Below are 20,502 nucleotides of genomic sequence, written 5' to 3' on the forward strand. Positions count from 1 at the left end.
CATGAAGAAGACCTTATTCGCCATTGCCCTTCTAGCCGCCGGCCCCGCGCATGCCCAGGACACGGCGCGCCTCCTCACCGTGGAGGAAGCCGTAGGCATGGCGTTGCGCCAGAATTACGACATCCGTCTTTCGCGCAACGACTCCACGCTCGCGGCCCTCGACTACAGCTACTCCAAATACGCATTCTTCCCGCGCCTCAACGGGCGGGCCACCTACCTGCGCAACAACAACAACGTGGAGCAGACCTTTGCGAGCAATCCCAAGGTGGAGCGCAAGGTAAACTCGACGAACCTGCAGTACGGCGCCGACCTCAACTGGACGGTGTTCGACGGCCTGCGGATGTTCGTGACCCGTGAACGCCTCGGCGAGCTTGTGAAACTCGGCGAGCTGCAGATCCGCGCCCAGGTGGTGACCACCATCGCCGACGTGCTCCGTACCTACTTCGACATCGCCCGGCTGCAACAGCAGCAGACGGCCACCCAGGAGGCCATGGCGCTGAGCGAGGAGCGCCTCAAGCTCGCGCAATACAAGTTCGACATCGGCACCGGCATCAAGAGCGATGTGCTGCAGGCGCAGATCGACCTCAACGGCCAGCGTACGGCCCTGCTGACGCAGCAGAACACGAAGCGCCAGCAGATGGAAGTACTCAATCGCCAGCTCACGCTCCAGCCCGGCACCACCTACCGCGTAGTGGATTCGATACCGGTGAACAGCAACCTCCTGCTCGACTCGGTGCAGCTTTCGATCGAAGCCGGCAACCCGCAATTGCAGCTCAATAAACAGCAGATCGACATCGCTGAACTTGTGGTGAAGGAACGGAAGGCCGAGCGCTTCCCCACCGTGTCGGTCATTTCAGCCTACAATTTCAACCGCACCAACAACAACACCCCGCCCAACAATTTCTCGCCGCTGCTGAACCAGACGCAGGGCTTCAACTACGGCCTCACGGCCACGATCCCGATCTTCAACGGGTTCCAGGCACGCCGCAACATCAGGGCGGCCCAGATCGACGTACAGAACCTGGAGCTGCAGTACGACGCCACGAAGGCACTGGTGGGCTCCGGCATCATGGCCGCCTACCAGAACTACGAGCTTTCGCGCCAGACGCTGCAGCTCGAGGAAAGCAACATCGCCCTTATCCGCGAAAACCTCGTGATCGCCCGGGAACGTTACCGCCTCGGGCTTTCCACCTTCCTCGAAATGCGCACCGCGGAGCAAAACCTTTTTGATGGTCAGTCACGCCTCATCCAGGCCCGCTTTAATATGAAAGCCGCGGAGATCGAGCTGGCAAGGCTGCGCGGGGATATCGTGCGATAAGACACGTGACGTCTGCAGTTTGAGGTTTGACGTGAATAGTCCGATCTTGCGACCGTTATCCAACAATCATTCTCTCGAACCATGAGCGACCAACTCCAAACTTCAAACCCCAATCCTCAAACTCCCCTCGTCGGCATCATCATGGGCTCCGACAGCGACCTGGGCGTGATGCAGGCCGCAGCCGATATCCTGATGCAATTCGGGATCCCGTTCGAGCTGACCGTGGTATCGGCACACCGAACGCCGCAACGCATGTTTGACTACGCCCAATCGGCGCGCGGGCGCGGGCTACGGGTCATTATCGCCGGCGCCGGCGGCGCTGCCCACCTGCCCGGTATGGTGGCGGCCATCACGCCCCTCCCCGTCATCGGCGTACCCGTGAAGTCGAGTAACTCCATCGACGGGTGGGACTCGGTGTTGTCCATCCTGCAGATGCCCAACGGCGTACCCGTGGCCACTGTGGCGCTCAACGCCGCCAAGAACGCGGGCATTCTCGCCGCCCAGATCATCGGGTCGTCCGACGCAGCGGTCGGGGAGAAAATGACGGCCTACAAGCAATCCCTCAACGACGAAGTGCTCGAGAAAGCGGGCCGCCTCCGGTCCTCCGGTTGGCGCAACGAATTCGACGGCAAATAGAGGAACGACGCTAAAGAAAAACCCCGGCGGGTATCGCCGGGGTTTTTCTATTAGGGATATAGTATCGTGAACTGCTGCTCCAGCGCACCGGAATGCCGGTAGAGCGCATCGATGAACGCATCGCCGTAGCGCGCATAAAAAGTGCTGAAATTCTCTACGCGCTCCTGGAGTCCGCCTTTCGGAAAGAGTTGCTGCTTCAGGTGCTCCAGCTGCCGCTGCGTGGCTGCCTCACGGCGCCGGGCCGCGCGCTGCATCTTTTTCTCCAGCTCGTTTACGAGGTGGAGCGAGCGGGTGCGCAACGCCGCCACATGCTGGTCGAGCGTACTGTCGACGGCCGCAGCCGACGCGCGCAGCTTTTCGAAGAGCGCGCCGAGCTCCTGCACCTCCCCGTTGAGCCGCGGCTGCTGCCCGCTGCGCGCCAGATGCCGGTTCACCTGCTCCAGCACCGGAAGGAACAGCGCTTCCGCATCGAGGCCGAGCGCATCGGCGCGCTCTTTTTGCCCGGCACCGAGGAGGAGAAAGGAGTTGCGGAGCACCAGCACCGGGAAGGGCACGCCGTAATGCGTAAAGAGGTCGTTCAGCTGCAGCCAGTAGGCGAGCTCGCCGCCGCCGCCGATAAACGCTACGTTGGGCAGGATCGTTTCCTGGTAAAGACCGCGGAGGATCACGTTCGGGCTGAAGCGCTCCGGGTGTTCCTCCAGTTCGGTCCGCAGCTCGCTTTCGGAGAACGAGATGTCGGTTTGCAGCACCTGGTATCGGTCGCCGCGCTGCTCGATGCGGGCGCGGATATCGTCTTTGAGGTAGAACAGGTTGATGGCTCTCGGGTGTGCCTGCATGTTATAGTGCTCCTGCAGGCGTGCCGAGGTATCGGAAACAATGGTCGACGATTGCTGCTGAAAAAGGTCGGTGGCGAACACCGGCCCCATCAGGGCTTTGAGGCGCGCATCGTCGGCAATCAGCGTCACGAGGCCAAAGCGCGCGAAGAGCGCATGCACGAGGCTGAACGTCGCCTCCTGGATGCTGCAGCCTTCCTGGAAGCAGCTACGCAACAGCGACAGCAGTGCCCCGCCTTCGGGAAGTCCCGACAACTGCCCTTCCACGCCTTTGAGGAGGCCGGAGATCTCCTTGTCGATGGTCATGCGGCCCACCGCGCCGGTCTGCTTCGTGCTCCAGGTATAGCGCTTGCCTTCGATCGAGAAATGATTGAGCTCCTCGAGGTCCGCATCTTCCGATCCCATGTAGAAAACGGGAACGAAGTTGTAGCCGGGAAGCTGCTCCCGCAGGGTGGCGGCAAGGCGGATGGCGTGCAGGATCTTGTAGAGGAAATACAACGGCCCGCTCAGCAGGTTGGGCTGATGTGCCGTAGTGACGGTAAACGTGTTTTCATCAAGAAGCGCCTCGATGCTTTGCGCCACTTCGGGGCTCGCGGCCACCGACTTGTATTGATCGCGCAGGGCGGCCACGAGGGTCGCACGGTGCTGGGGCGCGGCCTTGCGCGCTTCGAGCGCGGCCCGTATCCCTTCGAGGTCGGGGCTGTAGCGGTAGAAGGGCGCGAGGGCAGGCGCTCCCGCCAGGTAATCGGTTACGATCTTCGAAAAGCTGCCGGTCTTTTCATAAGCGAGCGTCTGCGCAGAAAACATGCGGCAAAAGTAAACAGGAAAAGGTTCTTAAGGTTCTGGGGTTTTTAAGGGTGCTGATGGTTGTTGCGCTATTACGTTGCTCCGGCTTCCTTCGTCAAACGGTATCCCTGACAAACCCAAACTCTTGAAAACTTAAAGAACCCTCAGAACCCCAGAACCATAAGAATCTTAAGAACCCGAAGAACCTTAAAAACCTTCCCGCGAAAGCACCCCGTTCACTCTTCGCCAGACGCCGAGCGGATTATGGCGTTGCAGTTCTTCGGGGAGCAGCTCCTCTTCCCAGTTCTGGAAGCACACGGGGCGCGTGAAGCGGCCGATGCCATCGGCGCCCACCGCGGTGAAGCGCGCATCGGTGGTGGCCGGGTACGGACCGCCATGATGCATCGCCGTCACCACCTCCACACCCGTCGGAACACCGTTGCGCACCATCCGGCCGCAACGCGCCTGAAGGGCTTCGAGCAGCTCCGGCAGCTCCCGTAGTTCTTCGGTGGTGGCCATCAGGGTTCCGGTGAGCTGACCTTCCAGTGCCAGCGCTACATCCAGCAACTGCGCCGCATCGCGGCAACGCACCAGCAGCGCAAAGGGGCCGAACACCTCGTGGTGCAGCGCCGGCTGCGCGAGGAAGATCTCGCCCGGCACCGTGGCCAGCGTCGGGATGCTCTCGTTGCGCCCTACGGGGCAGGAGAGCGTTCCGGCCACCTCCACCCCGGCTATATCCAACGCATCGGCGCGCTTGTGCTGGAAGGCCTTGGCGATGCCGGAGTGGAGCATCTCCGCCGGCGGCACGATCGAAATACGCTTCGCCAGCGCATCCGCGAACGCATCCAGCTCCGGCCCTTCGATGCCAATGAGCAGGCCCGGCTTCGTGCAGAACTGTCCCGCCGAACTGGTGATGGAGGCCGTGAGCAGCTTCGCAAGCTCCGCGCCCTGCTCCGCGAGCTGTCCGGGCAGTAGAAATACTGGATTGGCGCTGCCCATCTCGGCAAATACCGGTATCGGCCGGGGGCGCGCCGCCGCAAGATCGAACAGCGCACGCCCACCCTCCAGCGAACCGGTAAAGGCCACGGCCGCCGTGAGCGGGTGCTGCACCAGCGCGCCGCCCAAATCGAAACCGCCTTCCAGGTGCTGGAACAGGGCTTCGGGAAGGCCGCAGGCGGCGGCAGCGCGCTGCACTGCCGTAGCCACGCCGCACGAGGTTTCCGCGTGGGCCGGGTGCGCCTTTACGATCACCGGGCAGCCTGCCGCCAGGGCGGCCGCCGTATCGCCACCGGCGGTACTGTAGGCGAACGGAAAATTCGAGGCGCCGAAAACAACTACGGGACCCAGGGGCACCTGCATCTTACGGAGGTCCTGCTTCGGTTGCACTTTGCCCCAATCGGGGAGCTTGCCGCCGTCTGCTTCACTGCGGCCTCCTGCGGCCGAAGGCGTATCGATGCTGATGCCAAGCGGGATGCCGTCGAGGGAGGCGTTGCCGTAGCTGAACAGCTGCCACTGCGTGCGCCGGAGCTCGAGCCGGAGCCGGGCCTCGTCGAGGTGGGTTTCGCGGGCAGCGGTGGCTATCAGCTTGTCTGCATCGGCTTCCAGCTCGCGGGCGATCGCATGCAGGAAGGCGGTTCGCTCACGAAGGGTTTTACGGCGGTATACAGCACCGGCGGCGACCGACGCCTCCAGGGCTGCGGCGACGGCGGACAAGGTTTGTGATTGCGGTTCCATACGTGGGCTTTGGGCAAAGTTGGGGCCGGGAACGGCACAGACCTCGCCTGTTCCGGAAATCGCATCCACCCGCTCTTTCGCACGCATAGCCGGGCCGTATTTTTACTTACCTTCCGGCATACCACTGCTTCTGAGCACCCAAGCCGTTCGCGCGCAGCCGGTTGCAGCCGTATATCGAAACGTCACCTAGGAAGCACCGTCAGCAGACCCATTACAGCAATGTACCAAAACAAACCCACACGCCTTTTTATCGCGATCGCACTCTTCCTCGGCACCACTCAGCACGGGCAGGCGCAGGCCCTCCGGGTCCGCAACCAGGGCTTTGAGGAAGCCGCCTCCCTGTTTAGCGACTGGACCGCCGCGGAAGTCCCTGCCGGTCGCCCACCGGCGGTATCGTTCGATCAGCAACAGGTGTTCGAAGGCGGTGGAGCGGTGCGCCTCCAGGTACGAAAGCGCGATGGCAGGGTGACCCTGTCGCAGGGCATTGCGATCGCCCCTTCCGGAGCGATGCGGCAAATACAGGTATTCTTTGCAGCCCGGGTGGCGGACGCCTGCCGCGCCGACATGCTGCTCACCTTCTACCGCAACGGGAAACTTACCGGTGTGCCGCGCACGCCCCTCTCGGCAAGGCGTATCGCCGATACCGCCTGGACGGTGTTCGAGCGCCGGTTTCCGCTGCCGCAGGGAACGGACTCGATGGTGATCAGCCTGGCAGCCGGCGGCGCCGGTGCGGCGTGGTTCGATTACCTGCAGTTTTTCGTGAAGCGGGAGCCGTCTGCCGGGCTGCCCCTCATCCGGCAAGCCGTTCTCGACACCGTGCTGGCCTTCGCGCGGGAGCGGTATGTGGAGCCGGGCATCGACTGGAACAGGATCGCCGGCGAAATGCAGCTCATGGCCAGCGGCGCGGAAGACTCGCTGGACCTCTACCCTTCTTTGCTGGCGCTGACCACCGGGATCGGCGACCGCCGGGTGTCGCTGCATTTTCCGGACCGAACCGCGGCGCCCAAGGCGGGGTTACCCCACTCCGGCGAACCGGCGCTGCTCCCATCCGGGAATATCCTCCAAAAGCGGTATGCCTACCTCCGCGTGCCCACGCTCCTGAGCAGCGCCCCACGCGACCATTGGGATTATACCCGCGCGCTGCTGCGCACCATCGGGAATCTTGACCAGGACAGTGCGGTATCGGGCTGGATCCTGGACCTGCGTGGCAACCGCGGTGGCAGCTTCCGGCCCATGGTCCAGGGCCTTTTTCCGCTGCTGGATGCCGGCCACTCCCTGCGCCTGTACTACCGTGTAAGCGCAACCGAAACCCGTGAAGACCACTACGATCCCGAAACCGACGGATCCCCCGACCCGGTGACCATGAGCCTGCTCGTAAAGGCAAGACGCGACCTGCCGGTGGCGGTACTGCTCGACAAGGAAACCAGCGGCGCGGCGGAAATGGCGCTGATTGCCCTCAAAAGCAGCCGGCGCACAAAGAGCTTCGGCCAGGAAAGTGCCGGGGCGGCTTTCCTGCCCGGTGTTTGCGACCTGCCCGGCGGCGGCTACCTGATCCTGCCCGAAGGGCATTGCATCGACCGGAAAGGGGTAGCTTATCCTATTTCCATCCGGCCGGAGGTGCGTACCCCTGAAAGCGCGGCAGGGGCCCCGCTCCACGATCAGGCTGCGGTGCAGGCCGCGCAAAAATGGATCGACGAATACCAGCAACTCCGGGCAGGAAGGGGCAACCAATAGCCCCGGAGCAAAGAAGTGCTCCGGGCAGGCAGGAACCGCCACCCGAAAAGATTTTCGGGTACCGGTCACCGGTGGCGCTGAATCCCCCGAAGGAGAAGTATATTTAAGGAACCAAACGGTAACCCCATGACCTATCCTTCCGGCGGCTTCGTTCAGATCGTGGATGGTGCAGGACACCCGGCCTTCCGCCCGCTGACCACCCTGCGCGCGCAGGGGCTTGAGCTGCGCCTGCGGCATCATTTCTTCTACGCGCCCCACGAGATCCCGGGCTACCTGTTCGACATCCACCTGGGCGGGCGCTTTGCCGGCACCTACTCGGCGCTCATCGAGCGCGACGCCGGCAAGATCCCGGAGATCGGGCACGTGGGCATCCTGCTGGAGCGCTCCTTTTACGGGCAGCGCCTGCCGGCCCGCGCTACGTCGGCGGTGCTGCCGCTCTACCGCGCACACGGCATCCGCGAGGTACTCATCACCTTCGACGAGGCCAACCGTGCCCTGGAAAGCGCCTGCAGCGAGCTCGGCGCCACCCACCTCGACACGCTGCTGCTCGACGGGCGCATGAGCAAGAAACGCTACCTGCTGCCCGTGCCGATGCTGGTGCCCGCCTGACCGGTACGGAGCAGACGCTACCCGCTTCCGGATATTTTCATTGAAGTTACTTGTGTGCGCCAGCCCCCCGACGGGACCAGGCGAAAGGTGACGCGTGGAGCGACCTGCCCGACAATTGTTACTTTCTCCCAAGCCTGGCGCCTCACGCCTCACGTATTTTTGGCACCTTCCCAGCCAAGCTAAACCAAGACACGTACGACCCGATACTTGCATCCGATCGATCCTGCCGATCGGACCATCGGAACTTTTTGCCGAGCTCAGCCACGGAGGGGCAGGCGCCATCAAGTACTTTTATGCTCAACCCTCACCCATTAAACCAGCGAAACATGGCGATCGATCCGAACGCAGCCGGCGGCAACGGCACGGATAACGGCAACCAGCAGCCGAACCCCCTCACCACCCGGCAGGGACACCCGGTGTACGACAACCAGAATACCCGCACTGTGGGCCCGCGCGGCCCGATGACACTGGAGAATTACCACCTCCTCGAAAAGATCTCACACTTCGACCGGGAGCGCATCCCCGAGCGCGTGGTGCATGCGCGCGGCGCCGGCGCCCACGGCTACTTCGAGGCCTACGGCACGGCCGGCAGCGAGCCCGTATCCAAATACACCCGCGCAAAGCTGTTCCAGGAGAAAGGCAAGCGCACCCCCGTATTTGTACGGTTCTCCACCGTGATCCATGGCGGGCACTCTCCGGAAACGCTTCGCGACCCGCGCGGCTTTGCTGTGAAGTTCTACACCGAAGAAGGCAACTGGGACCTCGTGGGCAACAACCTCAAGGTGTTCTTCATCCGCGACGCGGTCAAGTTCCCGGACCTCGTGCATGCTTTTAAGCCCGACCCGGTCTTCAACCGGCAGGACGGCGAGCGCATCTTCGACTTCGTAAGCAATACGCCCGAGGCCATGCACATGGTCACCTTCCTCTTCTCGCCCTGGGGCATCCCGGCCAACTACCGGCAGATGCAGGGCTCGGGCGTGAACACCTACAAGTGGGTGAATGCCGACGGCGAAGGCGTGCTGGTGAAATACCACTGGGAGCCGAAGCAGGGCATCCGCAACCTCACGCAGGCCGAGGCGCAGGAGATCCAGGCCCTTAATTTCAACCACGCCACGCAGGATCTTTATGAAGCGATCGAGCGCGGCGATTTTCCCGAGTGGGAGCTGTGCGTGCAGATCATGAGCGACGACGAGCACCCCGAGCTCGACTTCGACCCGCTCGACCCCACCAAGATCTGGCCGATGGAGCAGTTCCCCTTTCTCCCCGTGGGCCGCATGGTGCTCGACCGCAACCCGGTCAACTACTTTGCGGAAGTGGAGCAGGTGGCCTTCGGCACAGGTGTACTCGTGGACGGCCTCGACTTCTCCGACGACAAGCTGCTGCAGGGCCGTACCTTCTCGTATTCGGACACACAGCGCTACCGCGTGGGCACCAATTACCTGCAGCTGCCGATTAATGCGCCCAAGTCGCCCGTAGCCACCAACCAGCGCGACGGGCAGATGGCTTATCACCAGGACATCACCGAAGGCTCCAACCCGCATGTGAACTACGAGCCCTCCTCGCAGAACAACGTGACCGAGGCAAAGCGCACCGGAAAGGACCATACGCCACACTACAACGCCCACCTCGTGCGCCAGAAGATCCCGCGGCAGAACAACTTCGGGCAGGCCGGCGAGCGCTGGCGGATGTTCGAAGACTGGGAGCGCGACGAGCTGATCCGGAACCTCGTGAACACGCTCGCGCCCTGCAAGGAGTTCATCCAGAAACGCATGATCGAACTGTTCAAACAGTGCGATCCGGAGTATGGCCGCCGGGTGGAGGAAGGCCTGCGCCAGAATAGTGGCAACCAGCAGAAGGGCCCGATCGGCACCACGCAGTCGCAGGACGCGGTAGACCAGGCGGAGCAAAACGCGCACGACGCAAAGCCGTATTGAGACCAATCAATAGAACTACAGCCCCCGCAGGTGCGGGGGCTTTTTGTTGCCGCTTGTTCCAAAGACGTTCTTCCACGGCTCGTGCTGCGAGGAGTTGCCCATCAGGCCCATTACCTGGATGAGCGCAGCAAATAGCCTGCACTGTGCGCATTCCTGTACTTTTACGCAATGGCTGAACCGGTCCGTATCTCACCTGCCGTGCGTCGTAGCGGAATGCTCCTGGCAGTGCTGGCCACCCTACTGTGGTCGGGCAATTTCGTGATCGCGCGGGGCCTGCAGGGACGGATGCCGCCGGTATCGCTGGCCTTCTGGCGCTGGCTGCTGGCAACGCTGCTGCTGCTTCCAATGGCCTGGAAGGCGCTCCGTAGCGACGCAGCGCTGATCTTCCGGCACAAGCTGCATTTTTTCGGAGCAGCCCTAACCGGCATTACGCTGTTCAACACCTTCATCTACATTGCGGGGCGTGAAGTGCCCGCCATCCACCTGGCGCTGATCGGCACCACGGCCGCTCCCGTATTTGTACTGCTCCTGTCGTACCTCCTGTTCCGCGAGCGGCTGCCGCTGCCGGCCTACCTTGGCGCGCTCCTGTGTTGCGTCGGGCTGCTGGTGCTGCTCACGCGCGGCAACCTGGCGGCAGTGGGGCAGCTGCGCCTGAGCGGGGGCGATCTGTGGATCCTTGCCGCTGCCCTTGCCTTCGCCGTGTATACCCTCCTCGTGCGGCGGCGTCCGCCCGGTATCGGTGCCACTTCCTACCTGTTCGTGAATGTGGCCCTGGGTACCGTACTCCTGTTGCCGGCCTACCTCTGGGAGCGAAGCCAGATGGCAGCTGGCCCGCTGTGGGATGCACCGGCGATCTTCTCGGTGGCCTACCTGGCGCTGTGTGCCTCTGCCGCCGCCTTCCTGTTGTGGAATGAGGCCATCCGCCGCCTCGGCCCCGCCCGCACTTCGCTGTTCGGCAACCTCATCCCGGTGTTCAGCACGCTCGAAGCGGCGGCCTGGCTCGGCGAGCGCATCACCCCTACCCTTTTGGCCGCCTTCGCATTCATCCTCTGCGGCCTCCTGTTGGCGCAATGGCAGCCAGCGAGAAAACGTGAGGCATGATGCGTGAAGCGTGAGCCGTGCATCAATGATTTGAAGCAAAGCTTTATGCCCCTTCACGCTTGACGCCTCACGCATCACGACGGTAAAAAGAGTGCTCCAATAAAGGAAATGGATCATTGGGCAAGCCGGTACACTTGGAAGATGTGCGCGGGCTTACCGCCACGCGCAACCTCGATGTCGTAGAGATGCCGCACATTGGGATACCCGGCAGGCAGCTGGTACTGCTCGTCGGCAGGCATGATGCAATAGGCAACCGACAGATCGGCCCGGTCCGTTTTCTCTGCGTTGCGCCAGTGGTATTCGCGGATGTCGGGTATCGGGCCCACGCCCCGGAAAGGGATCTTTGCCGCACGGCAGAAATAGTACTCCACGTGCGCCCCCCACCAATACGAGGCCAGCACCGGCGCCCCGGGCGGCATCAGTCCGGCAGCGGCATCGGCGGCATAGCGACGCCGGAACTGCTCACCGGCCTCCTCCCAGCCATACAGATCGAGCGAGATGTCGCCGCGCCCCAGCTGCCGCCGCTCCTGGCTGCCATAAGTGCCCGGGTAAAAATGCACAACGCCAATCCAGGCAGATACGGTAATGAGATATAGCAATACAGCGCCCAGCAGCGGGCGGGGCAGGAAACGGCGGCGCTTACCGCTCGCCAGGCCCACTGCGGCCAGGGGCAGCAGCGACACATAGGCCGGACCGCTCCAATGCGGCAAGGTGGTATCGCGAAACAGCGCCACGAACAGCAGAAAGGCGATATGCGGCACCGCGATCCAGAGAAAAACCGGCAGCACCTGCCGCAGGCCGGGGCCAAAGCGCTTCCAGGCCCGGAGCGCCAAAAAGATGAGCACGACGTTCACCGGGTTGTTGAACAGCAACTGCCCCACCGTCTCCCGCAGGAAGTCCCAGGTGCGGATCTCGAAATGATCGACGGTAACACGGCGGCTGTGAAAGCGGTAGGTGATGAAGTCGTGCCGTATGTTCCAGAAAAGGATCGGGCTGATGAACAGGGCGGTGACGGCAGCGGCCGCGTAGAGCTGGGGCAGCTTCAGCCAGTGGCGCCGGTGCACCAGTATATAAAGCCCCAATCCGGTCCACAGGAAGGCGCCGTGCACCTTGCTCATGATGCAGCAACCTGCGGCGGCGCCGAACAGGAGCCAGCTTTTCCAGTCGCGCTCGTTTTGGTGGATGCGGGCGATAGCCCAGAGTGCGCCAGTCCAGAAGAGCATCTGCGGCGAGTCGGGCATGATGTAGACGCCTGCAGTGACTCCGGCGTAAAACGAGGCGCTGTACAGGCCGGCGGCATACAGGCCGGCGCGCGGCGAATGCAGGAGCGCCACGGCGCGGAACAGGAACCAGGCTGCGCCGGCGCCGCAGAGCACGGCCCCCAGCCGCAGCCAGCCCGCCCCCTGGAGCAAGCCGTTGAGCGTAAAGAGGCGGATCAGGAAGGCAACTCCCGGCGGGTGGTCGAAGTAATTGCCCTTCAGCTGCCCGCTGTACATCCAGTAATAGGACTCGTCGTTGCCGAGCTCGAGACTGAAAGCTGTGAACAGCCGGAAGAGGGTGAGGACGGCGATGAGGATGATCGCTTTCCGGGCATAACCCGTGGCTGCGGGCACCGCCGCAGGAGCGCTGCTGGCACCGGTGCCGGTTTCCATGTATAAGTGCATCCCCGTGGTTTCGGACATAAGTGGTAATTGGCAGCGCCTGCCGGCCCCTAGCCGGCGTATGGTATTCGGATGAGCCCCAAAGGTAGGGGGCGGCGCCTTTGCGCAACCGGGTCGGATCAGAAACCCCGGCCGGACGAACTTAGCCCGGCAAGAGGCTGTTTGAATAGGCACAGGGTCGGGACAGGCCGCAAGGGGCCTTTTTTTTGCGCAGTGGCGCAACGTGAGGCGGCACGGCGAAAACGAAGATTGGCTGAAAACCGACCGTCATTTCTTCGTCGCGCCCCCCAAAGCTTCGGGGGCCGCGTTGCGCCGCGCCGCGCTAAGGCTGCTTACCGCCGACCGTTGTCGGAAGCGCCGAAAGATTGCGGCCCGCAAATACAGCCTACTTAGACAAAATGCATCGGTCTATCCCTGGCATCAGAAGCAACTCAATTCCGCTCGAGCACGAGCTCGTCGGTACTGCCGTTGCCGCCGCTGACGTGCCGCAGGCTGATGCGCTGTGTTCCGCTCTCGAGCACCTCCCAGTCCTCGCTCAACTCCTGGAACGTGGCAGGACTGGTGAACACGATCAACACCTTGCTGCGGTCGTCGGAAACGGTGGAGCCCCAGTTGCCGGTGACGGTGTTGGCGCCGTTGGTGGCCGTCACTGTGCCGCTTGCGGCAAACGTGAACGAGTAGCCGCTGAAGTTGGACGTCTCGTCCTGGCCGCTGTCCACGAACTTCGTCACCCGCCAGTCGCCCCCCTGCAGGAAGGCGCCCACGTTGATGAGGTTATCGTTATCGTCATTGCTTTTCTTACACGAGGGCGCTAGGAGCAACAGGAAGGCACACAGGAACGGGAGCAAAATGCGCATGGGTACAATTTTCTTCCACCCCTGCAAAAAGCGGGCAAAGGTGGGCTAAAGGCTGTCGACATACGCCTCCATCCCCTTCCGGGCAGCTGCGTCGGGGAAAGGACCGCTGCCGGCTGCATAATTCTCCGCGGCATGCGCCGGGTTGGCCGTTGCCGGGATGACGCAGGTAACGGCGCTGTGCCCGAGGATGTAGCGCAGCAGGAAGGCGCTCCAGGATTGAATGCCGAGCCCGGCCGCCCAGGGAGGCAGGGGCTTTGCCGCGAGCGCGCGCAGGTGGCGCCCTTCGCCAAACGGCCGGTTCACAAGCACGGCCACGCCCCGCTCCTGCGCAAGCGGGAGCAGGCGGCTTGCGGCGGCCCGCTCCACGATCGAATAGTTGACCTGCACGAAGTCGAGCGGCTCATCGATCAGCACCTGCCCGAGCGCGGCATGAGCGCTCTCGGTATAGTGCGTGACGCCGATATAGCGCACGCGGCCGGCCTCCTTCCAACGCCGCAGCGTGCGCAGGTGCGTGCGCCAATCCACCAGGTTGTGTACCTGCGCAAGGTCGAGTACCCGGCAGCCCATGAGGGTCATCGAGCGCTCCAATTGCCGGACGCCGGCTTCCTGCCCCTCGGTCCACACCTTGGTGGCATAGAAGAAGGGTGCCCGTCCGCCGGTAACGGCGCCCACCGCTGCCTCTGCATGCCCATACATCGGCGACGAGTCGATGAGCCGCCCGCCGCCGCGCTCCAGTATTTCTACGACCGATCGCTGCGCCGAAAGGTCGCTGCCGGGCTGGCGGTCGAACGATTGCCAGGTACCCAGGCCAAGCACCGGAAGGGCTTCGCCGGTGGCGGGGATGACGCGTTGTTCCATAGCGTTCCTATTGCAAGCCGAATGCCCTGCATCTTCCCCACCACGGGCAGCAGCTCAGCCGGCAACAGCGCCCTCTTGTCGAAGCCGTAACGTCCGCTTGCCACGCATTGCTGCACAAAGGGAGCCGGCACCCTTTTTTTCGGCCCTTGATTTCCTCTATTAAACGAAGCAAGATGAAAACCCTGAATTTCAAGGACGCCGCCAGTGGCGAAGACATGAAGATCGCCTATAGTGATTACGGCAAAGGCCGCCCGGTGGTACTGCTGCATGGCTGGCCCCTGAGCCGCGAAATGTGGGAATACCAGATCGATGCCCTCGTGAACGCCGGCCACCGCGTGATCAAGTACGACCGCCGCGGCTTCGGCAAGTCGGGCAAGCCCTGGGACGGCTATGATTACGATAGCCTTACGGGCGACCTGCACGAGCTCATGACGCAACTGGACCTTCGCGACGCGACGCTCGTCGGCTTCTCGATGGGCGGCGGCGAGGTGGTGCGCTACCTGAGCCGCTACGGCAGCGACCGTGTTGCGAAGATCGTGCTCATCAGCGCCGTAACGCCCTACCTCGGCCGCACCGAAGACAATCCCGAGGGTGTACCCGAGAACGTGTTTGCCGACATGCTCACCAGCATCCGCGAAGACCGCATCGCCTTCCTCGACGAGTTTGGCAAGAAGTTCTTCGGCGTTGGGCTGCTGCATCACCCGGTGAGCACGCCGCTGCTCGAATATTACCGGATGCTGGCGGCGCACGCCACCCAGCGCTCCACGCTTCAGTGCGCCCTTGCCTTTGCGCATACGGATTTCCGTGAGGACGTGAAGGCGGTGCGCGTGCCCACGCTCATCATCCACGGCGATGCCGACAAAACGGTGCCGATCGATGCCTCGGGTGCCCGCACGGCCCGCATGATCCCCAACAGCGAATACATCGTGTACGAAGACGCGCCGCACGGGCTTTTCTATACGCACCGCGAGCGGCTCAATGCCGACCTGCTCCGCTTTATCGGGGCTGGCGCGGCCACTCCGGCAGTGGGCGCTGCTTCCGGCGACGCTCGTCCTTTCTGAACCACATCAGCATAAGAAAAGGCCGCCCCGGCGGCCTTTTCTTATGTGTGTACCATTTGAGGCAGTCGCTACATCGGGTGCTCCTTGAATATTCGTGTAGCGTCAGGCGTGAGGCGTGCGCAGAAAGCCGCCCCTGTTGGACACGTCATCTCACGCTTCACGCCTCACGCCTGACGGCATAGCGCGGAGGCTTCGATTTTGAGTCATCATCTAATCACCTTTCAGCTTTTCCAGCACCATGTTCACTACCTCTACGGCGATGAGGATGATCACGATCCACTCGAGCGTGTTGCTGTGCTTGTACTTGAGGATGTCGCGAAACAGCTCCAGATTATCTTTAACGATGCTGAGGCTTTCGGAGATGTTGCGAAAGCGCTCCTGCAGGTCGAAGACCCGGCGCATGCCCATGTCTACGCGGTTGAGGCTTTCGTCTTCCCAGGTTTCGGGCGGCGAATCGAAGATGTACAGGTTCTCCACGATGCTGTTGCGCAGCATGAGGGTGTGTGCGATGAATTGCTGGAGCTTTCGGCCCGAGATGGAAAGGCGCCCCTTTTGCTCGAGGTGCTTCGTATGCGTGTTGGTCTCGCCGAGCAGCCGGGAGGCCTGGTCTTCGAAGTAATCGAGGGCCACCGATTGCGACACGTTCAGCATCACGAGGCGGAGCACGTCCATATCGGTACGCACCACCTCGATCTTGTTGTTGCTGATCTTGTTCTCGGGGGCGTCGGTCTCGATGATGAAGTCTTCTACCATCGGCTCCTCGTGCGGGTTCCTGCTGTGTGGCCGGATGATCTGCAGCACCGAGGCAGCCGTCACCGGGTCGTAATTGAGCAGGCACACCACCCCGTATTTGAACACGTAGAGCAGCTGGTGATCAGCCATCCGGTACAGCAGCTCATCGGCATCGCTGTGGTAGAGCTCGGCTTTGAACACCGTGCGAAAGCCTTTGATGTCGATACTGTCGGCCACCTGGTATGCCTGAACCTGCATGATCATATTCCCTGCGCTTTAACCGGCCGGCGGCGCCGGCTCCGGAGCAGGTGCTAAAACAATTGTACCACTGCACAGCAGTGCACCCGGCGTTTTCAGCGGCACCGCTCCAGCATCCAGCCTACGAGCACTTTTTTATCAACGAGTCCCCAGGTGTAGTCGGGGTTCCGCCGGTCGGTGTTGTCGTCGGGCTGGTTAAAAAGCTGCAGGGTGGCGTCGGCGTGCCCGGTGCGTTTCAGCTCGCTCACGATGCCCACCATATCGGGGAAATTGGTATCGAATACGGTCTTGCCCTTCACGTTCATCCAGTAATGGGTGGCGGGCTCTGAATAGGCAAGCACGGCCAGGTTCCGGAGCAGGTGGAGGTGGCGGTTGCGCGGATCGAAATAGCTGTACGGCGACAGCTCGAGGTAGGCATCCTCGCGGGCACGGGGCGTGCCGCCCAAAAACTTCTGGAGCAGGTAGGTCACGAGGCGTCCTTCGAAGACGGCACTCTCGGCGAAGCGGTCGCGGAGGCCTTTATCCGATTCGTGCCACATCCGCACCCAATCGAGCACGCCGTCGCAGAAAACGATGCCCCTTACATTGAGCGGCGGCCGCTTCGCGCGCTCCTGGTAGCGGAGGTAGCGCATCGCGCGGTGCCCCGACAGGTTTACGCCCAGGAAAAACAGCGGCAGTCCGGGTTTACCGTATTGCTGCAACAGGCGCCGCAGCAGGGAGTCGGCGCGGCGGGGGCCGGTATCGTCGTGAAAGAGGTCGATGGGTATCCCGGAGGAAAGGTGCAGGATACCGAGGCCGGCGGGTCGCGCCGCCGCCCGTAGTGCTACGAGGGCTCTGGCGGCAGTATCAGGGCGGCGGTCGTCGAGCGAAACGATCAGCCCAAGCAACGGACCTTCCGGAAGCAGCAGGGTGTAGCCCCGCTCGCCCAGCGGCAACACATCCTTCGCGCCGGGGCCGATGCGGAGCGTGCCGGAGAGCGCGGTGTATTGCTGCAGGGCAGGCTGTGCGTGGAGTGCGGCGCTCAGGAATAAACAAATGGCCATTAGCATTGATTTCATGCGATGATTTTTTCCCGGATACTAAATTATCCGGACGTTGTCAAAGCAGGAACGGTAGTGACCTGAAGCGGCGGAAACCACGCATGTATCGTCGTAAAAGAACCCGAAGCGGGCGTGATCAGCGGATAAGCGTTACCGTTCCCCGGCGACTCACCGGCTGCCCGCGATGGTCGATCCCTTCGGCCACCCAGATGTATACGCCGGTGTCCTGTTGCAGCCCGCGCACGGTGCCGTCCCACCCGCTCCGCTCGGTGGTGGTTTCGAAGATGAGCTCGCCCCAGCGGTTGTAGATGCGCAGGAAGCGAAAGGTCCGGATCCCGACGGGAATGCCGCGGAGCACGTCGTTGCGGCCGTCGCGGTTCGGGGTGAAAGCATCGGGCACATAGATATCCGCGCGGTCGAACACCTTGACGTTGACATACGCGGTGCCCGTACATCCCTGCGGCGTTCGGAGCACCACGCGGTAGCGCGTGTCCCTGTCCGGGAGAGCGACGGGATCGGGCCGGTCGGGGAAATCGAGGCTTGCCGCCGGTGTCCATTGGTAGGACGTCACCCCGCTGTTGCCCAGGTCGAGGGCACGCAACTGCAGGGGCTGGCCCACGGCCGCTACGGTATCGCGCCCGGCAAAGGCCCGCACCGCGGGCACCACGTCAATAAAGACCGTATCGGGCCGGAGCGAGGAGCAGCCGTTGGCATCTACTACGTCGAGGTAATATTCCGTATCGCGCTCGGGTTGCACGATTGGTTCCTGGGAACGCGGATCGTTGAGGGCCGCGGCCGGGCGCCACTGGTATTGAACGCCGCCACTGCCCCGGAGCCGCACGGTCAACCCGACGCAAATGCCGGTATCCAGCCCCGCATTGGGCCTCGGGGCCGGCCATACCTTGATGAACACACTGTCGACGCCGGTGCAGCGGCCTCGCACGACCGAAAGCCGGAACCACGAATCAGCCGCGGGGGACACCGTTGGATCGGCTACAGCCGGGTCCGAAAAAGTTCCCCCGCTCCAGTTGAGTGTCGTCGCATTCGTTTGCGCCGCCAGCCGCACGCTGGTGCCCTCGCAGATCGTATCGCGCGGGCCCGCATCAACGACCAGGTCGCTCAGAAGGGGGATGGTCAGGCTGCTGTCTTTCGCGCACCCGTTGACGTCCCGGACCGATACGGTAGCCGGCCCAGGCGGTCCGCTCAGGGTGCTGCTGCTGCCGTAGACACCGCCGTTGATGGCATAGGTGAACGGGCTTCCTCCCCCGCTCTCGACCTGCAGCTGCACCTGCCCGTCGCCGGAGCAGCCTGCCGGCGTGATCAGCGCGCTAAAGCGGATCGACACGGAAACGCCGACGGTCACCGTGCGCGTCGCCGTGCAGCCGTTCGCATCGATGACACTGAGCTGGTGGGGTCCGTTGACGAGGGAAAACACCGTGCCGGCAGAAAAGCCACCGCCGTTGGCGGCAAACTGGTACGGCGGAAGCCCGCCGGTGCCGGCCAGCGTCACCGAGCCGTTCGCACCCTGGCAGGGCGCCGGCTGCACGGTTTCGGTGAAGGCGAGATCGGGATACCGCTGCAGGATCGTGACCGTGATGCTGTCGGAGCAGCCGGCCGCGTCGGTGATCCGGATGCTATGCGGGCCCGCGGAGAGTCCGCCCAGCACAGGACTGCTGCCGGCCGCTACGTTATCGACACTGTATGTTACAGGCTGCATCCAGGCGTCATTCGGCGCCAGCCTTACTTCCCCGGTGCGGGCACCGCTGCACAGCACGTCGGTCTTGGAAAGCAGGGTGAGGCGCTTCTGCACGAAGCGCACGGAGTCGCGGGCCCGGCAATTGCCGACTGCCGCCTCGCAGATATAGGTTTGCCCGTCTACCGGCAGCAGTACCGGGTTGGCCGTGCCGCCGTTGCTGATACCGGCGGCCGGCGTCCACTGGTAGGAGGTATAGGTGTTGGTCAGCTGGAGCGACAGGGGCACATCCTTACAGAAGCCGCCGCCGTTAGGGGTGATGGCCAGCGTGTCGTAATCGCGCAGCTCGATCTCGATCTCGTCGGAGATGAAGGCAGGGCCCCCACAGCCGGCAGCCACCCCGATCCGGAGCCGCTCCACTCCTTCCGCCAGGTTATCGACGAGCACCTCGATCGGCACTTCCACGAAGACCTGGTTAGCGGGTATCTGCACGGTTGCCGGCAGCGCAACGAAGTCGGCCGCGGGCTGCGCGGAGCCGGACACCACCAGGCTAACGGTTTCGGGAAGCGGCGAAGCGGCACTCCGACGGATCCGGATGCCGCCGGTATGGCAGCCTTCCACGAGGTAGGGCTGACCGTTGTCGTCGGGGTTGAGGCTTACGACAGAGAGCGTGGGCGAGCTGAGGCTGCGTGCTTCGAGAAAGACACCGCTGTCGTACGAATCGTCGGGCGGACCGTTGCGCGGGCCACCGTCCGCGATCACCAGCTTCAGGTGATAGGTCTGGCAGGGCTGCACGCGGGTGCCTGCCTGCATCACCACCGTGTGGCCATTGTGCGTGAGCTGCAGGTTGCCGGCATTACTGGTATAGTAGGCGGTAAACGGCGCACCGGGCCCCTGGTCCAGGCAAAGGGCAATGTCGCCATCCGGCGGAGGGCCGGGGATCCCGTTGTTGATGGAGTTGATGGACACCGGGATATTGGTACCCGGTACCACCGCCAGGTTCCGGACGCCCACGATGCCGGGCCCGCTGAGCAGGAACCCGAAGGCATCGTTGTATTCGGAGCACACATACTGCGGGTACTCGTCGGAGCTGAACACGTAGTTGAACTGGATGCTGTCGCCCAGCGGCACGAAGTCGAATTCGAGCACGTTGGCATCGGCGGTGCGCCGGCCCACGATGGCCTGCAGGTCGGCATCGCCGGGAAAGCCGAAAGTGTGGCTGATGATACTGCTCGCCGGGCCGCTCAGGCTCCTGGCCCTGCCATTGGTGAGCACGATGCCGCTGTCGAGTCCCAGGTTAGTGCCTCCCACATGGGCGAAGAAGCCCGCGCTGACGGTTGGCCCGCGGAGCGTCACGTTCGACACCAGCACACCCGCCCCCACGAGCTTTTGGGCCAATGCCTGGGCGTCCGCCGACTCCGTTACCACCAACTGGCCATGTGCCGGTAGCGAAAGCAGCAGGTAAAAAAAGAGGCTGACGAACAAGGAAGCGGCGCGCATAGCTCTGGATAGGCATTAAAATTACCGAAAATCACCCTGCCGCGGGGCTGTATTTCCGGGGCCTCGCGTTACGTTCATAGAGGCGGTGGCGGCAAGCACAGATCCACCGGACTCAACAAGATTCGCGGCGCTTTCGTTCACCCGCGGTACGCCCGCG

At 63.1% G+C, this 20,502-nt stretch carries 15 protein-coding genes; 7 read left to right on the forward strand and 8 right to left on the reverse strand.

Going from position 1 to position 20,502, the window contains the following annotated elements; translation table 11 throughout:
* The first annotated feature begins 1 nt into the window (after position 1).
* Positions 2-1,318, forward strand: coding sequence for a TolC family protein (locus tag ABD937_RS04590; protein WP_345253759.1), 1,317 nt, complete (start codon positions 2-4; stop codon positions 1,316-1,318).
* 81 nt (positions 1,319-1,399) lie between these two features.
* Positions 1,400-1,954: a 5-(carboxyamino)imidazole ribonucleotide mutase gene (gene purE / locus ABD937_RS04595; RefSeq protein WP_345253760.1), complete on the forward strand. Its 555-nt coding sequence runs from the start codon at positions 1,400-1,402 to the stop codon at positions 1,952-1,954.
* Positions 1,955-2,004: 50 nt separating this feature from the next.
* Here purE and bshC read toward each other — a convergent pair whose 3' ends face one another.
* Together bshC and ABD937_RS04605 are read right to left on the reverse strand one after the other, a co-directional pair.
* On the reverse strand, positions 2,005-3,594 hold the full coding sequence (bshC, locus tag ABD937_RS04600) for a bacillithiol biosynthesis cysteine-adding enzyme BshC (RefSeq protein WP_345253761.1): 1,590 nt from the start codon (positions 3,592-3,594) through the stop codon (positions 2,005-2,007).
* A 186-nt stretch (positions 3,595-3,780) separates the two neighbouring features.
* Positions 3,781-5,307: an aldehyde dehydrogenase (NADP(+)) gene (locus ABD937_RS04605; RefSeq protein WP_345253762.1), complete on the reverse strand. Its 1,527-nt coding sequence runs from the start codon at positions 5,305-5,307 to the stop codon at positions 3,781-3,783.
* 219 nt (positions 5,308-5,526) lie between these two features.
* Here ABD937_RS04605 and ABD937_RS04610 point away from each other — a divergent pair, with 219 nt between their 5' ends.
* The 4 genes from ABD937_RS04610 (at position 5,527) to ABD937_RS04625 (ending at position 10,685) form a co-directional block, all read left to right on the forward strand.
* Positions 5,527-7,041, forward strand: a complete 1,515-nt coding sequence (locus tag ABD937_RS04610) for a S41 family peptidase (RefSeq protein WP_345253763.1) — start codon at positions 5,527-5,529, stop codon at positions 7,039-7,041.
* Between the two features lie 126 nt (positions 7,042-7,167).
* A complete protein-coding gene (locus ABD937_RS04615; protein ID WP_345253765.1) occupies positions 7,168-7,650 on the forward strand; it encodes a hypothetical protein in 483 nt (160 codons plus the stop codon).
* A gap of 326 nt (positions 7,651-7,976) precedes the next feature.
* Positions 7,977-9,584, forward strand: coding sequence for a catalase (locus ABD937_RS04620; protein ID WP_345253767.1), 1,608 nt, complete (start codon positions 7,977-7,979; stop codon positions 9,582-9,584).
* Positions 9,585-9,752: 168 nt separating this feature from the next.
* A complete protein-coding gene (locus ABD937_RS04625) occupies positions 9,753-10,685 on the forward strand; it encodes a DMT family transporter (RefSeq protein WP_345253769.1) in 933 nt (310 codons plus the stop codon).
* A gap of 113 nt (positions 10,686-10,798) precedes the next feature.
* On the opposite strand, the gene ABD937_RS04630 is transcribed toward ABD937_RS04625, so the two are convergent.
* The 3 genes from ABD937_RS04630 to ABD937_RS04640 form a co-directional block, all read right to left on the reverse strand.
* Positions 10,799-12,349: an ArnT family glycosyltransferase gene (locus ABD937_RS04630; RefSeq protein WP_345253771.1), complete on the reverse strand. Its 1,551-nt coding sequence runs from the start codon at positions 12,347-12,349 to the stop codon at positions 10,799-10,801.
* Positions 12,350-12,777: 428 nt separating this feature from the next.
* Positions 12,778-13,203, reverse strand: a complete 426-nt coding sequence (locus ABD937_RS04635; RefSeq protein ID WP_345253772.1) for a hypothetical protein — start codon at positions 13,201-13,203, stop codon at positions 12,778-12,780.
* 45 nt (positions 13,204-13,248) lie between these two features.
* The gene (locus ABD937_RS04640) at positions 13,249-14,061 is read right to left on the reverse strand and encodes an aldo/keto reductase (RefSeq protein WP_345253773.1); all 813 of its coding nucleotides are present in this window, start codon (positions 14,059-14,061) and stop codon (positions 13,249-13,251) included.
* A 173-nt stretch (positions 14,062-14,234) separates the two neighbouring features.
* Here ABD937_RS04640 and ABD937_RS04645 point away from each other — a divergent pair, with 173 nt between their 5' ends.
* On the forward strand, positions 14,235-15,122 hold the full coding sequence (locus ABD937_RS04645; RefSeq protein WP_345253774.1) for an alpha/beta fold hydrolase: 888 nt from the start codon (positions 14,235-14,237) through the stop codon (positions 15,120-15,122).
* Positions 15,123-15,332: 210 nt separating this feature from the next.
* Here ABD937_RS04645 and ABD937_RS04650 read toward each other — a convergent pair whose 3' ends face one another.
* From ABD937_RS04650 to ABD937_RS04660, 3 genes are all read right to left on the reverse strand, one after another.
* Positions 15,333-16,118 (reverse strand): RMD1 family protein, encoded by a 786-nt coding sequence (locus ABD937_RS04650; RefSeq protein ID WP_345253776.1) that lies wholly within the window; start codon positions 16,116-16,118, stop codon positions 15,333-15,335.
* 89 nt (positions 16,119-16,207) lie between these two features.
* A complete protein-coding gene (locus ABD937_RS04655; RefSeq protein ID WP_345253778.1) occupies positions 16,208-17,170 on the reverse strand; it encodes a hypothetical protein in 963 nt (320 codons plus the stop codon).
* Between the two features lie 118 nt (positions 17,171-17,288).
* Positions 17,289-20,345, reverse strand: coding sequence for a choice-of-anchor L domain-containing protein (locus ABD937_RS04660; RefSeq protein ID WP_345253780.1), 3,057 nt, complete (start codon positions 20,343-20,345; stop codon positions 17,289-17,291).
* Positions 20,346-20,502: the final 157 nt, after the last annotated feature.

Source organism: Flaviaestuariibacter amylovorans, from assembly GCF_039541815.1.
In the GTDB taxonomy this organism is placed as follows: domain Bacteria; phylum Bacteroidota; class Bacteroidia; order Chitinophagales; family Chitinophagaceae; genus Flavisolibacter; species Flavisolibacter amylovorans.